Here is a 15,532-nt window from a genome sequence, read left to right as displayed (position 1 = left end):
GCGGCCGGTCAGTCCCTGTTGGCCGTGCACTTGTACGTCACGCCCTTCATCTTGATGTCGCGCCAGCCCACCATGACCGTCGGGTTGCCGGCGGGGGCGACATCGGTTCCGCCGCCACCGCCGCTCTCCTTCTTCCGGCAGTAGTAGCCGAGCGCGTCGAGCTTCTTGATGTCGCTCATGGCCTGGTACTTCTTGTAGGACTTGATCATGGCGGCGCGCTTCTCGGCGGGCGTGGCCTCCTTGGCCTTCGTGTAGGCGTAGCACCCGATGCTGGCGCCGATGCCGACCCACGAGGCGCCCTTGGCCAGGGCCTTGCTGAGGCCCGCCGCGCCGCTGCCGATCCCGAGGACCGCGCAGATCTCGTCCGCCCCCGCGCGCACCTCCGGCTGGGCCTCAGCCGCGCTCGCCGCCTGCGCCCCGACGCCGCACAGCGCGCCGGTCATGGCGAGAGTGACGGCAGCAGAAATTCCCTTGCTTCGTATACTCACGAAGTCCATCCCCGTTTTTCTCATTGCATGGTCAGTGCGAAATTGAGGCTACCCACGGCGACATACCTACGCAATGGAGAAACTGTGAACATCACGAGGAGGGAATTCAACCTGGCAAAACCCTGCTCAAAGCCTCGTCAAGGCTTTTCGCGACCTCCGCGTCGCCCGGCCGGCTCCCGCCCGGCCCGCTCGGCGGCCCGTACAGGGCGTCCAGTTCGGTGATGAGGGTGTGGGTCACCGCGCCGTAGCGGGGAGTGCGGGGGCGGTGCACGGCCTCGCACAGGGCCGGGAGCAGGATGTCGCGGGAGTAGCTGGTGCCGTCGGGGAACCGGTCGGGCGGCGTCCGGAGCGTGCTCTCGCCGGTGGGGGACGCCGAGGGCGTCTCCGCGTAGGCGGGGGCGTGCCGGCACGCGGGGGCGGACCCGGGCTCCTGGTAGGCGGAGGTGCGGGTCGCGGCGAACCCGGCGCGCAGCAGGCAGCGTTCGCTGTCCGGGTCGGTGAGGAACGCGATGAGTTCGGCCGCCTTGGCGGCCCGCTGCCCGGACGCGGACGAGGTGACGGCCAGGTTCTGCCCGCCGAGCACGGTCTTGCCGGGCAGCCGGGTCACACCGAGCTTGTCCTTGAAGGTCTCGTACAGGGCCGGGTAGACGTACGGCCAGTGCCGCAGGAAGGTGGTGCGGCCCTCCGCGAAGGCGCTGAGCGACTCGGCCTCCCGCGACTCCAGGGCCTCGTCGAGGGTGTACGACCGCGCGGTGCGCGCGCGCAGTTCCGTCACGCCCGCCGTCAACTGCTCCCGCGTCGCGGCGTACCCGCCGTCGTCGTCGGTCAGGCGGAAGTCGGGTACGGCGGAGGCGAACGCCTCGATCGCGTTGACGGTGCGGCCCTCGTACGCGGCGAGCTGGGTGGTCCAGTCCGCCTCCTGGCCGTCGAGGTGGGCGCTGCCGACGGCGTCGAACAGTTCCCGCAGCTCGTCCCAGGTGAGCCCGTCGCCGAGGTCGGTCCGGGAGGCGCCGGCCTTGAGCAGGTGGTCCTTGCGGTAGTACAGCAGGCCCGCGTCGCTGTTGAACGGGACCGCGTACCGCTCGCCGTCCCAGTACGACGTGCTGTCCACCGACGGGATGATGTCCCCGGGCGAGGTGACGGCCGTGTCGGTCAGCGGGCGGATCAGGCCGGCGTCGGCGAACTCCGGGATCCAGGTCACGTCCAGGTTCACCACGTCGTACTCGGCGCTGCCGGACTGCAGGGCGCCGAGCAGCTGGCTGCGCTGCTGGTCGGCCGAGCCGGGCAGCTCCACCAGACGGGCCCGGTAGCCCTGCTTGCCCTCCCGCGCGTTCCAGGCGTCGATGAGCTGCTGGCGGATGCCGTTCTTGCCGGTGACGTCCTGGCCGCTGGCCACCACGATCCGGGACGAGGTGTCGGCGCCCGGCGTCGGCTGCTGCGCCTCGCCGCCGGTGCAGGCGGCGAGCGCCAGCAGGGACAGCAGCGCGAGCACGACGGTCGGCAGGCGGCGGGTCATCGGTCCTCCCCCGTTCCGGTGTGGGCCACCTCGTCGCGCAGGCCGGGCACGAGGTCGTCACCGGGGTCGAGGCACCGGCCCCGGCCGGCCTCCGCGATCTGGGTCGCGGGGCGGTCACGGTCGCAGGCCCCGCTCTTCAGGGTCACCATGGCGACGGGCACGCCCGCGGCCCGGGCCCGGTCGGCCACCTGCTGCCGGCGGTCCCCGCTCAGGCGGCCGTCGTCCTCGCCGTCGGTCAGGTACACGATCAGCTGCGGGCGCTCGTCGTCGCCGCCGCGCTCCCGCATGAAGTCCAGGGCGTCGAGCAGGGCGGCGGGCGGATCGGCCTCGGCGTCCCGGACCTTCGCGGTGTCGAGGGCGCGCTCGGCGTCCTTGCGGGCGTGCGTGCCGAAGCCGAGCAGTTCGGTGTGCGTACCGCCGCCGTCCCCCAGGCCGTGCACCGCCCACACCCCGTACTCGTCCTCCCCGCCGAGCCCGGTCAGGGTCTGCTTCAGGATGCCGGGGCCGCCGCTGGAGCCGTCCCACAGGCGGGCCATCGAGCCGGAGCTGTCGAGGAGGAACAGGACCCGGCCGGGGCCGTGCGCGTTGCCGTACCGCTCCAGTGCCGAGTCCAGCTCCGCCGGGTCGGCGGGGTCCGTCGCGGCGACCGACTCGGTCATGCCCCAGCGGGCCGACTCGGGGTCGAGCAGACCGCGTTGTCCCGTCGCGGACCGGAACCCCTGCTCGCCGAGGACCGTCCGGCCGTCCTCGCCGGTCAGCCAGTCACGGAACCGGTTCACCTCCTCGTCCCGCGCCTTCTCGTCCCGGTCGCCGTCCTCCCAGCGCACCCGGACGAACGTCGGTTCCAGGCCGGGGACGTCGTCGGGGTAGACGGCGGTGCGCTCGGCGCGCGTGGCCCGGTGGCAGCCGATGCCGCTCCGGAGCAGGAACTCCGGGACCAGGGCCGCGCTGTGGTCGTCCACGGTGTCGTCGTCGGGCAGCGTGCACAGCAGCCGGAGCGCCGAGGAGTCGGGCCGCACGGGCCGGGAGATGCCCCGCTCGGCGCTCCGCGCGTCGGCCCCGCCGCCGTACAGGCCCACCGTCGCCAGCAGTGCCGCACCGGTGAACCCCGGGTCGGGGCGGCGCACCCGGGCCTTGCGGTCGACGGTCTCCAGGGCGTCGACGAGCTCCGGCAGCGACCGCCCTCCGGACGTGCCGGAGTCGGCGAGGGCAGGGGGGACGGCCAGCACGACCGGCGAGTAGGCGAGCGGCTCGGCGTCCGCCTCCAGCCGGGCGAAGACCCGGTCGTGGTCCCCCTGGAGGGCGGTGGCCCGGCGGGCGTCCGCGCGGGTGGCGGGGATCCACACGTCCGGCTGCGGGCCGATGTCCCGCTGCGGGTTGTCGTCCTCGCGGGGCCGCTGCCAGGGGTCGGTGCGCCCGCCCAGCGCGTTCACCACGCCGGCGGCGCCCGCGCTGTAGACGGTGATGCCACTGCGCCGGCAGCCGTCCTCGGTGGTGTTGTCACCGGAGGCGAGGTAGGCGTCCGCCGCCGCCCGCATCGCCGGCTCCAGGTCCGGGTCGGTGAGGACCCGCAGCTCCACCGGGCGGCAGGGGCCGGAGTTCCCGGTCCACTCCAGGATCCCGTAGCCGGCGGCGCCGATGGCGAGGAACGCCAGCAGCAGCGCCAGGACGGTGCGGCCGAACAGGCCACCGACGGCAGGCCGGGCGCGGGCGAGCAGCCGCCGGAGCCAGGAGAGGCCGGCCGGGGGCGGGAGCGGGGGCGGCGGCACGGGTCCGGCCGCGAGCAGCACGTCCGCGTCCGGGTCCCAGGGGGGCGCGAGTGCCTGGGGCCGCTGCGGGTCGTCGTCCTCCGCCTTGTACCGCGCGTCGGCCATCCGCTTCTTCACCGCGGCGTACAGCTCGGAGAGCGACACCTCCCCGCCCTGGTCGAGGACGCGCGCGAGCTCACGGGTGAACGGCGTGGCCTCGTCGGCGTCCCCGCCCAGGATGCAGCGGTTGGGCTGCACGCTCATCAGCAGCAGGATCTTGTGCTTCTTCCGCTTCGGATCGTCGAAGCGGTGCCAGATTCCCGCGGCGTTGCCCGCGTAGCAGCAGTCGAGGATCACCACCACCTGCTCGGCACGGCTGTCGGCCAGTTCGCCCAGCACCTGGGTGAAACTCACCGAACCGGGCAGCCCGTTCCCGGTGAGCACCCTCGCCGTGCGCATCTGGAGGTGCAGCTCGTTGCCGGACGTGGAGGTGACGGCGTGCCCGGCGAAGTAGAGCAGCAGCAGACCCCTGGTCTCACGGCAGGCGCGGCGCAGCGCGCTCGTGAACTGGTCCGGGGTGGGCGAGGGCAGGGCCCTCACCTCGCCCTCGCCGAACACACCGCCACCGCTGAGCGCGTCCTCGAGTGCCCTCCGGTTGTGCCGCACGGCGGGGAGCTGGCAGGCCACCCCCTGGGGATCCGGTGCCGTGTGGTCGTACTCGGACACACCGACCAGCAGCGCCCGGTTCACCTTGCGACGCGGGTCGAAGCGGCCCACGGCCTACTCCCCGTCGGGTTCCAGCGGGCGGATCTGTGGATCGGGATCGCCGCCCTGGAGCCTGCGGCGGTTGTTCGTCCAGGTCTTCACCGCGCGTGCGGTGTACTCGGTCAGGGCCGCGACGGTGACGACGTCACCGAGCACTTTGAGGACGAGTTCGAGGTCGGGCCCCAGCCGTCCCCGGGCGGCGTCCGTGCTGGTCCGCTCCTCGATGCTCAGGACCTCTTCGGAGCGCAGTCTCTCCAGCGGTTCTTCCCGCTCCAGCCACGTCTTCAGAGCTCTGACGTCGTCCACGGTCGCGCCGGCGCCCAGCCGGACGCGTACGCCTAAGACAGCCACTTGGTCCCCCTCTGTCATGTCCGACATCATGACACCGGGTCAGGCTCGGCGGCAGACCCGTGACGCGAACCGCGAAAGCGATTCCACACCCCCGTCACGCCCGACGCACACGGCGCGGGAGTGCTCAGCCCTGCGTCTGCAACTGCCGCAACTGCCGCTGCACATGGTCCAGTGCCCCCTCGCGCCGCCCGGGCACGCGGCCCCGCAACTCGGCGAGCGCGGCGCCCAGATCGCGGGCGCTGGCGGTGTCGCGGACCTGGCCCCACTGGTGGTGGGCCCGGTCCACGGCGGCCTCGACTGCGGGCGCGTCGGGTGCCTGCCCGGCGTTCAGCCGCACGGTGGCCACCGTCAGCCAGGTGTGGCAGCTGCGGGCCGCGTCCCCGGCGAACATCGCCAGGTCCGCCCGGACCTCGGCCCAGTGCAGGGCCTCCTCCGAGGCGGGCCCGTGGGCGGCGACGGCCGCCTGCTCATTGCGGGCGGCGAGCGCGTCGGCGTCGGAGTGGCGGCCGGACTGGACGGCGGCGGTGATGGCGGCGTGCGGATCACCGGCCGACGGGCCCGGTGTGCTGATCACGATGTCCGCGCCCGCGTTCTCCGCCGCGATCCGGGTCAGCGCCTGCTGGTGCAGCCGCTCCGCCGACGGCCGGGCCCCGCTGCGCAGGATCGTCGCGACGGCCTTCATGTACGCGGGCGTCCCGACCGCGCGTCTGGACGGCGGCGGCGCGATACGGCCGTGCACGGCGTTGCCGCGGCCCGAGTCCAGCGGTGTGCTCCGCAGCAGCTCCCAGGTCTCGGCGTCCGCGTGCAGGTCGAGCAGGAGGGTCGTCGCCCCGGCCGGCCTGAGCCGCAGTTCGTCCCGGAACCAGTGCCAGGGGAACGCCGTGTAGCGGGCGGTGGACGCGGTGGTGCGGGCCAGCGCGAGGTGCGGCAGGCGCTGGCGGCGGTCGAGCACGAGCTGGCCCGTGACGAACACGGTGAGCGGGCCGGGGGACGCGGCGGCGGCGCGCAGCCGGGTGAGGACGGCCTGCGGTTCCAGCGGGTCGGCGAGTTCGACGACGTTCGCGGTGTCCGTACCGGACAGCACGGAGGGTGGGACCGCGGCCAGGACGGGCAGCACGGAGGCGGCGTCCACCAGGCGCCCCTTGCCCACCGGCGAGGCCGCCAGCAGCAGCACGGTTCCGGGCATCTCGTCCCCTCCCCCTGTCGATCACGTACGGCAGCACCGTAACCGCTGCGGCTGCGAAGGGGGGTCTCAGGACCGTAAACGTCCGCCTTAGGGGGATTCGCCCGCCGACTTGCCAGCGCCTGCCCGGCGGTGTGCTCTGGTAGGCAGGGGCAGGGAGAGAGGAGAACTCTCATGGCTCACGCGGCACCCGCCTCACGGGGCGTGACCGGACAGCTCACGCGGCCTCGCACACCCGACGTCTTCAGCGCGCGGACCCACAGGATCGCCAAGGTCGTGGTCCCCGTCGTCCTGGGGCTGGTCTACGGCTACTGGGCCGCGGCCATCCAGCGCTACGGCGGGCCCATCACGGGCTGGAACCTGCTGCTCGGCTTCCTCAGCGCGCTGGTGTTCGCCGTCCTGTACGGCGCCGTGTGGCACTTCGGCCCGAGGCTGCGACGCGAACTGCACGCGGTGCTCTGGTTCGCCTTCACGGGCTGCGCGACCGGCTTCCTCATCAGCCTGTCCGGCTACTCCGTGCTGTGGTCCATGTGGCTGGGCCTGGTGGCCGGGGCGGGCGCCTTCGTGACCATGTTCTACCGCTACTACACGCACGAGGACGCCACCGGCCACCGCCTCGCCTGACCGGTCCGCCCCTCCCGTGGGACGTCCCCGTCCGGCGTGACATGTGGGGCCGAATGCAGTCACGCCGCTCGCGCGCCGGGCCCGCGCGGCCTTGCCTGGAGGGGTGACCGAGCGCGACCGGGCGCCCGCATCCGAGCAGGCGCCCCCAGGACTGCGGAACGCCCTGTCGGCCGTTCTGCTGGGCCTCGCGTGCCTGCTCCTGCCGTTCGGGGCGCTCGCGACCTGGGCGGCGCACGGGCTGACCGACACCGGCCGCTACGTCCGTACGATGGCGCCGCTCGCCGCCGACCCGGACGTGCGGCTGGCGGTCGCGGACGCCGTCGGGGACGGCATCATGCGGGCGGCCGGGCACGACCTCGACAGCGGTCCCCTGCGCGGCGCGGCCGGTCCCTTCGTGCACGACGCGGTGCGGTCGTTCACCCGGACCGAGGCGTTCCGCGCGGCCTGGGACGCGGCGAACCAGGCCCTCCACGCCGCCGTGCTGGACGCGCTGCGCCACGACGACGCGCGCCCGGCCGACGTGACGGTCGACGTCGCCCCGGTGGTCGCCCGGATCAAGCGTCAACTCACCGACGACCACGTGTCGTTCGCCCACCGCATCCCGGTCACGCACACCCGGGTCCCGGTGCTCCCGGCCGGGAACGTGGACCGGCTGCGCAAGGGGTACCACGTGCTGGACACCGCCGCCTTCTGGCTGCCGCTCACCGCCGCCGTCCTCGCCGTCGCCGGGATCGCCGTCGCCGCCTGCCGACGCCGCGCGGTCGCCGCCCTGGGGCTCGGCACGGCCCTGGGCGGCGGGCTGCTCGTCCTCGCCGTCGCGATCGGCCGCCGCCTCACCCTCGCCGACCTGCCCGACGCCCTGCACCGCCCGGCCGCGGGCGCGGTCTACGACGCCCTGACGGCCACCCTGCGCACGGTGTCCTGGCTGCTGCTGGCGCTGGGCCTGGCGGTGGCGCTCGGCTCCTGGCTCACGGGCCGGTACGGTCGGCGCGCCGCGCGGCGACGTGCGCGAGCGTCCGCAGCGCCCGCCGCAGATCGCGCTCCGGAGCCGAGGCGAGCCCGAGCCTGACGGCGTCGGGCGTGTGACCGGGGGCGACGGCGAAGGCGGGACCGGGGGTGACGGCGATGCCGTGCGCGGCGGCGGCCGCCGTGAAGGTGTCCGCGCGCCACGGGGCGGGCAGCTCCCACCAGGCGAAGTAGGCGCGCGGGTCGGACCGTACGGCGAAGCCGGTGAGTTCCTCGGCGAGGATCCGCTGCCTGCGCGTCGCGTCCGCGCGCTTGGCCTGCGTCAGCCGCGCCACGGTCCCCTCCCCGGCCCACCGCACGGCCGCCTCCAGCGCGAACCGCCCCGCGCTCCACCCGCCCGAGCGCACGGCGTCGGCGACGGCACCGACCCGGTGCGGCGGCACGACGAGGAAACCGACGGTCAGCCCCGGGGCGACCCGCTTGGACAGACCGTCGACGACGTGGGTGAGGGCGGGGGCGTGGACGGCGAGGGGGTCCCCGGGGGTCTGCAGGAAGGACCAGATGCGGTCCTCCACGACCGGCAGGTTCAGATCATGGACCAGCTGGGCGAGCTGCAGCAGCCGGGGCCCGCTCGTCGTCAGGGACGTCGGGTTGTGCAGCGTCGGCTGGACGTAGAGGGCGGACAGGGGGGCCGTGCGGTGCGCGGCGGCGACGGCCTCAGGGAGCAGCCCGGCCGCGTCACCGGCGAGCGGCACCAGCGTGATGCCCAGCCGGGCCGCGATCTCCTTGACCAGCGGATACGTCAGCTGCTCCACGCCGACCCGGCCGCCCGGCCGGACCAGGGAGGCCAGGACCGCGGCGATGGCCTGGCGGGCGTTTCCGGTGAACAGCAGCCGGGCCGGGTCGGGGCGCCAGGCGGGCGTGGCGAGGAGGGCGGCCGCGGCCTCCCGGGCGGACTCGGTGCCGGTGGCGGCGGCCGGCAACAGGGCCTCGGCCAGCACGTCGGGGCGCAGCAGGGGCGCGAGGACGGGCGCGAGGAGCTCCGCCTGGCCGGGTGCGCGCGGGTAGTTGAGCTCCAGGTTGACGGGAGCGTCGGCCGGGCCGGGCTCGGCCAGCGCCCGCCCCGCCGGTCCCGCCGGGGCGGCCCGTACGAAGGTGCCGCGCCCGACCTCGCCGACGACCAGCCCGCGCCGTACGAGCTCGGCGTACACCCGCCCGGCCGTCGACGGGGCGATCCCCCGGCGCCGTGCGAACGCCCGCTGCGGCGGGAGGCGTTGGCCGGGCCTGAGGCGTCCGGTGGCGATGTCGTCGGCGAGCAGGTCGGCGATGCGCCGGTAGTCCCTCATGAGGCTCCCCTCGTCGGCCCTCTCGGATTGCACCGAGAGCAAAGATCTTATTGCACCGAGGAGTTGAGGCGGCTTAGGGTCCTCACATGGCACCCTTCCTCGCATACGAGGACAAAGGCCCCGTTACCGCCGGGCAGCCGCTTGTCCCTCCGGTCCCCTTGGTCCTCGTGCACGGCCACCCCTTCGACCGCACGATGTGGGCCCCGCAGCTCGACACGTTCGCGACCGCCCGCCGCGTCATCGCCCCCGACCTGCGCGGCTACGGCGCCTCCCCGACCACCCCGGCCCTCACGGACTTCTCCGGATTCGCCCGGGACATCGAGGCCCTGCTGGACGAACTGGAGGTGGCGTCCTGCGTCCTGGCGGGCCTGTCGATGGGCGGCCAGATCGTCATGGACTGCTACCGCCTGTTCCCCGACCGGGTCCGCGGCCTGGTCCTCGCGGACACCTTCCCGGCGGCGGAGACCCCCGAGGGCGTCCGCACCCGTGACGCCATGGCGGACCGCCTCCTGCGGGAGGGCATGCGCGGCTACGCCGACGAGGTCCTGGAGCGGATGGTCGCCCCGTACGCCCCCGTCGAGGTCAAGGCCCACGTCCACCGCATGATGACGGCCACCGCCCCCGAGGGCGCCGCCGCGGCCCTGCGCGCCCGCGCCCGGCGCCCCGACTACCGCGACCTGCTGACCCGCGTCTGCGTCCCGGCCCTGGTCGTCGTGGGAGCCGACGACGACTTCACGCCGGTCTCCGACGCCCGGGCCATGCACGCGGCCCTCCCGGACTCGGCGTTGCTCGTGGTCGAGGGCGCGGCCCACATGCCGAACCTGGAACGCCCCGAGGTGTTCGACGAGGCGCTGGGCGAGTTCCTGACCCGCGTCGACGAACGGCAACCCTCTCCCGCCCCGCCCCGTCTTTGAGGGAGATCCACCGTTGAGGGACATCCTCTGTTGAGGGAGATCCTCTGTTGAGGGAGGATCCGGGCATCTCACCTCGCGAACGGGAGGCCGGGGCTTGAACACCGCCGCTGCTGCCGAGTGGGCCGCCACCGACGACGGCCCGGAGCACCGTCGTCCCGGACGGCGCCCCGCCGCCTGGTGCGCCGGCCTGCTGTTCGCCGGGGTGAGCGTGGTCGTCGGCTTCCGGACCGCCGACAGCGACGGCGTCACACCGGTCCCGCAGCTCCTCGCCTTCCTGCCCTGGCTGCTCGCGCCCACCGCCGTGGCGCTGCTGCTCGCGCTGCTGTCGCGCTGGTGGCTCGGAATGCTCTGGGGAGTCGTCCTGCTCGGCCTGCTCGCCTGGTTCACCGACCCGTACGGCAAGGTCGGCGACCCGGTCGGCCGCCCGGTCGCCGAACTGCGCGTCCTCACCTCGAACGTCGAGTTCGGGCAGGGCACCGGGTCCCTGGTCGCCACCGTCCGCCGCGAGGAACCGGACGTGGTCTTCGTGGAGGAATGCGACTACGCGTGCGACGCCCGGCTGAAGGCGGACCTCTCGCAGGACTATCCGCACCGGCGTGCCGTCGAGGGCGGCGGCTCCGAGGGCTCCGTCATCCTCAGCCGCTTCCCCCTGCGGCCCACGGCCGGCGTCCCCGGCACGATGGGCATGCCCGGGGCGGTCGCCGACGTGGACGGCCACCCCGTACGCCTCCAGCTGGCCCACCCCATGCCCCCGCTGCCCGGCCAGACGAACCTCTGGAAGCACGAGCTGGGCGCCCTGCGCCACGCGGCCACCACCGACCGCGACCTCCCCCTCGTGCTGGCCGGCGACTTCAACGCCTCACAGGACCACGCCGTCTTCCGCCGCATCCTCGACACGGGCCTGTACGACGCCTCCCGCCTGGACGGCGCCGACCGCACCGCCACCTGGCCGGCCTCCACGGCTGCGACGTTCGGCGCGCAGATCGACCACGTCCTGGTGTCGGAGGACTTCGGCGCGAACCGCACCCGCGTCCTGGACGTGGCGGGCACCGACCACCGCGCGGTCGTCACGAACCTCACGCTCCACGAGCGCCGCTGACACGGAGGCGGCCGGGGAGGAGGCGTACGGGGAGGTGGCGCGGCAGGCACCGGGGTACCGGGAATGGCGGGACCGGGAATGGCGGGACCGGGAATGGCGGGACCGGGAGCGGCCGGCACCCGACCGCCCCCACAGACCGCCGAGCCCGGCCCTGCCCTGATCCGCCACTGCCTCCAGGGCCGCTCAGACGCCGATGTCGCTGCCGTCGGCACGCCACACGGCCACGACGGCCGGCCGGACGTACTTCCCCGGCCCGTCGGGCCAGGTGCTGGCCGGCTTCTCCACGGACGCGCCGTCGATCTCGCCCGGGTGCTGCACGGCGACCAGGACGCGCCGGTCCTGGATGATCGGGCCACAGGTCTCGGCACCCTTCGGCACCGTCAGGAACTGCTTCAGCTCACCGCGCCGCTCACCCCGGGTCGCCACACCGAACAGGCCGTCGTGCGAGCCGAGCTGGGCGCCGTCGGTGGAGATCCACAGGTTGCCGTAGGGGTCGAAGGCGACGTTGTCCGGGCAGGAGATCTGGCTGACGGAGTCCTTCGGGAACCCCGCGAAGTAGGTCGCGGGGTCCTCCGGGTCACCGGCGACGAGGAAGAGCGTCCAGGCGAACTTCGTGCTCTCCGGCCGGTTCCAGCGCTCGGTGAGCTCGAGCACGTGCCCGTGCTTGTTGGCGTGGCGCGGGTTGGCCTCGTCCGCCTTGGCGTTGGAGCCGACGCCACGGTTGGTGTTGTTGGTGAGGGCGACGTACACCTTGCCGGTCACCGGGTTGGGCTCGATGTCCTCGGGCCGGTCCATCTTGGTCGCGCCCACCTTGTCGCCGGCGAGCCGCGTGAAGACGAACACCTCCTCGGCGCTCATCCCGTCCACGTGCGAGACAGCGCCCTTCGCGGTGGCCGTGGCCAGCGGAATCCACTCGCCGCTGCCGTCGAACTCACCGTCGGCGGGGAGCTTGCCGGTCCCGTCGATCTCGATCGCCGGGGAGTCACCGGTGACCTTGGCGACGTACAGCGTCCCCTCGTCGAGCAGGGACAGATTGTGCTCGCGCACGGCACGCGACGATCCGTGCTTCATCCGCTTGCTGCTGACGAACTTGTAGAAGTAGTCGAACCGCTCGTCGTCACCGGTGTAGACGACGGGACGCCCGTCGGCGGTCATCCGGATGTTCGCCGCCTCGTGCTTGAACCGCCCGAGCGCGGTGTGCTTGCGGGGCGTCGAGTGCGGGTCGTACGGATCGAACTCCACGACGTACCCGAACCGGTGCACCTCGTTCGGCTCCTGGGCGACGTCGAACCGCTTGTCGAACCGCTCCCACTTGCGCTCGGAGGCCCCGGTGCCGATGCCGTACCGCTTGTCGGTGGCGCGGCCGCTGTTGGCGAAGTACTGGTTGAAGTTCTCCTCGCCGTGCAGGGTCGTGCCCCAGGGGGTGGTGCCGCCCGAGCAGTTGTTGAGGGTGCCCAGCACCTTGGTCCCGCTCGGATCGGCGGAGGTCTTCACCAGGTCCGACCCGGCGACGGGGCCGGTGAGCCGGAACTCGGTGGTGGCGGTGACGCGGCGGTTGAGGGTGTGCCGGGGCACGGCGGTGAGCTTGCCGGTGCGCTTGTCGCCCTCGACGACGACCGCGGACAGCCCGTGGGCGGCCCAGGCGACCTCGACCTGCTCACGGGTCGGGTTGGCGGCGTCGTACCCCCGGAACATCAGGATCTCGTCGGTGTACTCGTGATTGGCGACGAGCAGCTGCCGGTCGCGCTCCCCGGGCAGCGGCAGCAGGGCGAGGAAGTCACAGTTGTAGCCGAACTGCCCGGCCTGCGCCTTCGCGGTCTGCTTCTCCGGGTCGAAGGCGGGCGCCCCGCGCAGGATGGGCTCGCCCCAGCGGATGACGACGTTCTGCCCGTACCCCTCCGGCACGGTCACGGCGTCGGTGGTGTTGGGCGCGACCGGCGCGAAGCGCAGCCCGCGGGCGCCCTTGGCTTTACGCCGTTCGCTGCCCGCTGCCCGAGCGGCGTCCGCGGGGGCAGCGGCAGCCGCGGACGGAGCCTGCCCGATCCCCACGGCTCCCGCCCCCGCGGCGGCCACGGTCACCACGGCGGCGGCCCGCATCATCGATCGCCGGCCGATCGCACCGGTGATCACGTCACCGACGTACTCGTTGGAGCTGGTGTTGGGCACCTCGTGGAAGCAGGCGTCACCACACCGGAAACGACAGGTCAAGGCGGACCGGCCGCCGGGGTGGGAACCGGACGGCGTTCCGATCAACGGCAGCAGCTTGCGCACTTTGCTCTCTCCTTGGATGCCCTTGGTCTCAGCGTGACCGTAGGGGCACATGTGCGCGAGGGCCGGGCGCCCGGATGAACAACGAGTGAACCCACGGCAGCCGTACGGGCTTTGGGACGATTCGAGGGGCCGCCGCTCGCACAGGCCGGATGTTCCTCTTGACAGGGCGAGCCCCGCATCCCCGACCCTGCCCAAGATCGCCCAGGAGGGCCGCTAACCTTACGTGTCCGTCCTGGCCAGGGATTGACGGGCTTCAACTCACGCGAAGGGTTGCGCGCACATGGGCATTCTCACTCGGTTGCGGAACGCGTTCGGACGGTCCCGCAAGACACAAACCGCCGAGGCGGAGGGTGCGGCGCAGACCCCGACGACGGACCCGGCAACGGTACCGACGACCTCCGAGGACACACCGACAGCACCCGCGGCACCCCCGAAGGTCCCGTCCCCCTCCCCGGAAACGACACCGAGCCCGACGGCGAACGTCCCCGAGCCCCGAGACGACGAGCACGACCTCGTGTCGGCGGCCTTCGACAAGGTCGCGGTCCCGAGGCCGACGCGATCGGCGGAGGGGGACTCGGCGGTTCCCGAGGAACCGCCGGTCGAGGAGCCGAAGCCGACGGCTGAGGAGACGCCCGCGGCTGCGGAGAAGCCCGCGGCTGCGGAGGAGCGCGTGGCCGAGGAGCCTGTGACCGACGAGCCGGTCGCTGAGTCGACGGTCGCTGAGCCGCCGGTGGCGGAGGCTGCGGAGCCGGCCGACGAGGAGAAGGCACCGGAGGCGGACAAGCCGGCCGCCGAGGAGCCGACCGCGACGGCGGAGCCTACGGCCACGGAGACGGCGGAGGCCACGGAGACGGCAGCGACCGCGAAGACGGCGACGTCGGCGGAGAAGGCGACGTCGGCGGAGAAGGCGACCGAAACGGACAAGCCGGCCGCCGCCGAGGCCCCGACGACCGGCGAGCCCTCGGCCCCGGAGACGGACGGCCCGGAGGACGAGCCGACGCAGTCCGAGCCCACGGCGAAGCCGGAAGCCAAGGCCACGCCCGAGCCCAAGGCGGCCGCACCGGCGAAGACAGCGAAAACCGACAGCAAGGCGGAAGCCGCCCCCGAGCCGCCCCAGGCACAGCCGGAGACCCCGGAACCGGCAGCCGAGGCAGAGCCGAAGCCGGACGCGCAGCCGACGGCCGAGGCAGAGCCGAAGCCGACCCCGGAACCGACGGCCGACACGGAGTCCGAGCCGACGCCGGACGCGAAGCTCGCAGCCGACGAAGCCGCAGAGGCGAAGCGCGAAGCCAAGCCGAAGCCCGACGCCAAGGCCGAGGCCAAGGACGAGCCCGAGGCCAAGGCGAAGCCGACGGCCGACGTGACCACCGCCCCCGCAGCGGCAGCGGCAGCCGCCGACGGCGCCCAGGCCCCACAGGGGCCACCCGCACCCGACGACGAAAGCAGCACGGGTGGTGCGGGTGGGAACGACTCCGCCGAAGCCGAAGGCGAGGCGGAACAGGAGGACGCAACCCCCGCCCTCCCCCTCACCGCCCTCAAAACCAAGGCCCCCACCCTCACCACCGCCTACAAGGCAGCCACCACCACCCTCAAGAAGCACAACCTCACCGGCACCCGCGCCAAGGTCTACCTCGTCCTCGACCGCTCCGCCTCCATGCGCCCGTACTACAAGGACGGCTCCGCCCAGGCCCTGGCCGAGCAGACCCTCGCCCTCGCCGCCCACCTCGATCCCGAGGCCACCGTCCCGGTCGTCTTCTTCTCCACGGAACTCGACGGCACCGGCGAGATCACCCTCACCGACCACGAGAACAAGATCGACACCCTGCACGCGGGCCTCGGCCGCATGGGCCGCACCAGCTACCACGCAGCCGTCGAAGCAGTCCTCGCCCACCACACGAAGCACGCGACGCCCGCCACCCCGGCCCTGGTGATCTTCCAGACGGACGGCGCCCCCGACGCGAAGACCCCGGCCACCCAGGCCCTCACCGAGGCCGCCGCAACCCACCCCACCGTCTTCTTCTCCTTCGTCGCCTTCGGTGACCCGGAGAACAAGGCCTTCGACTACCTCCGCAAGCTCAAGACCCCCAACACGTCCCACTTCCTCGCCGGCGAAACCCCCCGCGAGCTCACGGACAAGGAGCTCTACGAGGGCGTACTGGCGAACTGGCGCCCGTAGCACCGCAGGGGGTGGACAGACCCCGGCCGTCCGTCCACCCCCCGAAACGGATGTGAGTCGATCTCCGACGGACCAGTAGGATTTC

12 protein-coding genes are annotated in these 15,532 nt (G+C 73.4%); 5 read left to right on the top strand and 7 right to left on the bottom strand.

The annotated features are described in order from the left end of the window. Positions 1–8: 8 nt before the first annotated feature. The 5 genes from SSQG_RS20025 to SSQG_RS20005 all read right to left on the bottom strand — a co-directional run bounded on the left by SSQG_RS20025 (position 9) and on the right by SSQG_RS20005 (position 6,054). Entirely contained in the window at positions 9–497 is a 489-nt protein-coding gene (locus tag SSQG_RS20025; RefSeq protein WP_106434186.1) for a hypothetical protein, read from the bottom strand. Positions 498–594: 97 nt separating this feature from the next. Beyond that, entirely contained in the window at positions 595–2,004 is a 1,410-nt protein-coding gene (locus SSQG_RS20020) for an extracellular solute-binding protein (protein WP_039933188.1), read from the bottom strand. Continuing rightward, positions 2,001–4,529 (bottom strand): caspase family protein, encoded by a 2,529-nt coding sequence (locus tag SSQG_RS20015; RefSeq protein ID WP_003991634.1) that lies wholly within the window; start codon positions 4,527–4,529, stop codon positions 2,001–2,003. The genes SSQG_RS20020 and SSQG_RS20015 overlap by 4 nt, the downstream gene beginning before the upstream one ends. A gap of 3 nt (positions 4,530–4,532) precedes the next feature. Further along, entirely contained in the window at positions 4,533–4,868 is a 336-nt protein-coding gene (locus tag SSQG_RS20010) for a hypothetical protein (protein WP_244299181.1), read from the bottom strand. A gap of 124 nt (positions 4,869–4,992) precedes the next feature. Next, positions 4,993–6,054 carry a hypothetical protein gene (locus SSQG_RS20005; RefSeq protein WP_003991632.1) on the bottom strand — a complete coding sequence of 354 codons (1,062 nt, stop codon included), beginning with the start codon at positions 6,052–6,054 and terminating at the stop codon, positions 4,993–4,995. A gap of 171 nt (positions 6,055–6,225) precedes the next feature. Here SSQG_RS20005 and SSQG_RS20000 point away from each other — a divergent pair, with 171 nt between their 5' ends. Together SSQG_RS20000 and SSQG_RS19995 are read left to right on the top strand one after the other, a co-directional pair. Further along, complete coding sequence (locus SSQG_RS20000; RefSeq protein ID WP_003991631.1) at positions 6,226–6,675, top strand: hypothetical protein; 450 nt, start codon at positions 6,226–6,228, stop codon at positions 6,673–6,675. A gap of 103 nt (positions 6,676–6,778) precedes the next feature. Beyond that, complete coding sequence (locus SSQG_RS19995; protein ID WP_208865659.1) at positions 6,779–7,744, top strand: hypothetical protein; 966 nt, start codon at positions 6,779–6,781, stop codon at positions 7,742–7,744. Here the strand turns inward: SSQG_RS19995 and SSQG_RS19990 are convergent. Continuing rightward, positions 7,644–8,987: a PLP-dependent aminotransferase family protein gene (locus tag SSQG_RS19990; RefSeq protein WP_003991629.1), complete on the bottom strand. Its 1,344-nt coding sequence runs from the start codon at positions 8,985–8,987 to the stop codon at positions 7,644–7,646. The two genes, SSQG_RS19995 and SSQG_RS19990, sit on opposite strands and share 101 nt — an antisense overlap. A gap of 86 nt (positions 8,988–9,073) precedes the next feature. Between SSQG_RS19990 and SSQG_RS19985 the strand changes: the two genes are divergently transcribed. Together SSQG_RS19985 and SSQG_RS19980 are read left to right on the top strand one after the other, a co-directional pair. Then, complete coding sequence (locus SSQG_RS19985; RefSeq protein WP_039933186.1) at positions 9,074–9,901, top strand: alpha/beta fold hydrolase; 828 nt, start codon at positions 9,074–9,076, stop codon at positions 9,899–9,901. Positions 9,902–9,995: 94 nt separating this feature from the next. Beyond that, positions 9,996–11,000, top strand: coding sequence for an endonuclease/exonuclease/phosphatase family protein (locus SSQG_RS19980; protein ID WP_003991627.1), 1,005 nt, complete (start codon positions 9,996–9,998; stop codon positions 10,998–11,000). 183 nt (positions 11,001–11,183) lie between these two features. Here the strand turns inward: SSQG_RS19980 and SSQG_RS19975 are convergent, their stop codons facing one another. Then, on the bottom strand, positions 11,184–13,271 hold the full coding sequence (locus SSQG_RS19975; protein ID WP_003991626.1) for a PhoX family protein: 2,088 nt from the start codon (positions 13,269–13,271) through the stop codon (positions 11,184–11,186). A gap of 280 nt (positions 13,272–13,551) precedes the next feature. Here SSQG_RS19975 and SSQG_RS19970 point away from each other — a divergent pair, with 280 nt between their 5' ends. Then, complete coding sequence (locus tag SSQG_RS19970; protein WP_039933183.1) at positions 13,552–15,447, top strand: VWA domain-containing protein; 1,896 nt, start codon at positions 13,552–13,554, stop codon at positions 15,445–15,447. Positions 15,448–15,532 lie beyond the last annotated feature (85 nt).

The organism is Streptomyces viridochromogenes DSM 40736 (genome assembly GCF_000158955.1).
Taxonomy (GTDB): domain Bacteria; phylum Actinomycetota; class Actinomycetes; order Streptomycetales; family Streptomycetaceae; genus Streptomyces; species Streptomyces venetus.
This window is presented reverse-complemented; position numbering and strand designations above follow the sequence as displayed.

What these genes read in the sequence shown, in the direction of transcription:
- SSQG_RS19970 (WP_039933183.1), top strand. Translation starts at nt 13,552, where the DNA reads ATGGGCATTCTCACTCGGTTGCGGAACGCGTTCGGACGGTCCCGCAAG.
- SSQG_RS19990 (WP_003991629.1), bottom strand. Translation starts at nt 8,987, where the DNA reads ATGAGGGACTACCGGCGCATCGCCGACCTGCTCGCCGACGACATCGCC.
- SSQG_RS20000 (WP_003991631.1), top strand. Translation starts at nt 6,226, where the DNA reads ATGGCTCACGCGGCACCCGCCTCACGGGGCGTGACCGGACAGCTCACG.
- SSQG_RS20025 (WP_106434186.1), bottom strand. Translation starts at nt 497, where the DNA reads ATGGACTTCGTGAGTATACGAAGCAAGGGAATTTCTGCTGCCGTCACT.
- SSQG_RS20020 (WP_039933188.1), bottom strand. Translation starts at nt 2,004, where the DNA reads ATGACCCGCCGCCTGCCGACCGTCGTGCTCGCGCTGCTGTCCCTGCTG.
- SSQG_RS19985 (WP_039933186.1), top strand. Translation starts at nt 9,074, where the DNA reads ATGGCACCCTTCCTCGCATACGAGGACAAAGGCCCCGTTACCGCCGGG.
- SSQG_RS20005 (WP_003991632.1), bottom strand. Translation starts at nt 6,054, where the DNA reads ATGCCCGGAACCGTGCTGCTGCTGGCGGCCTCGCCGGTGGGCAAGGGG.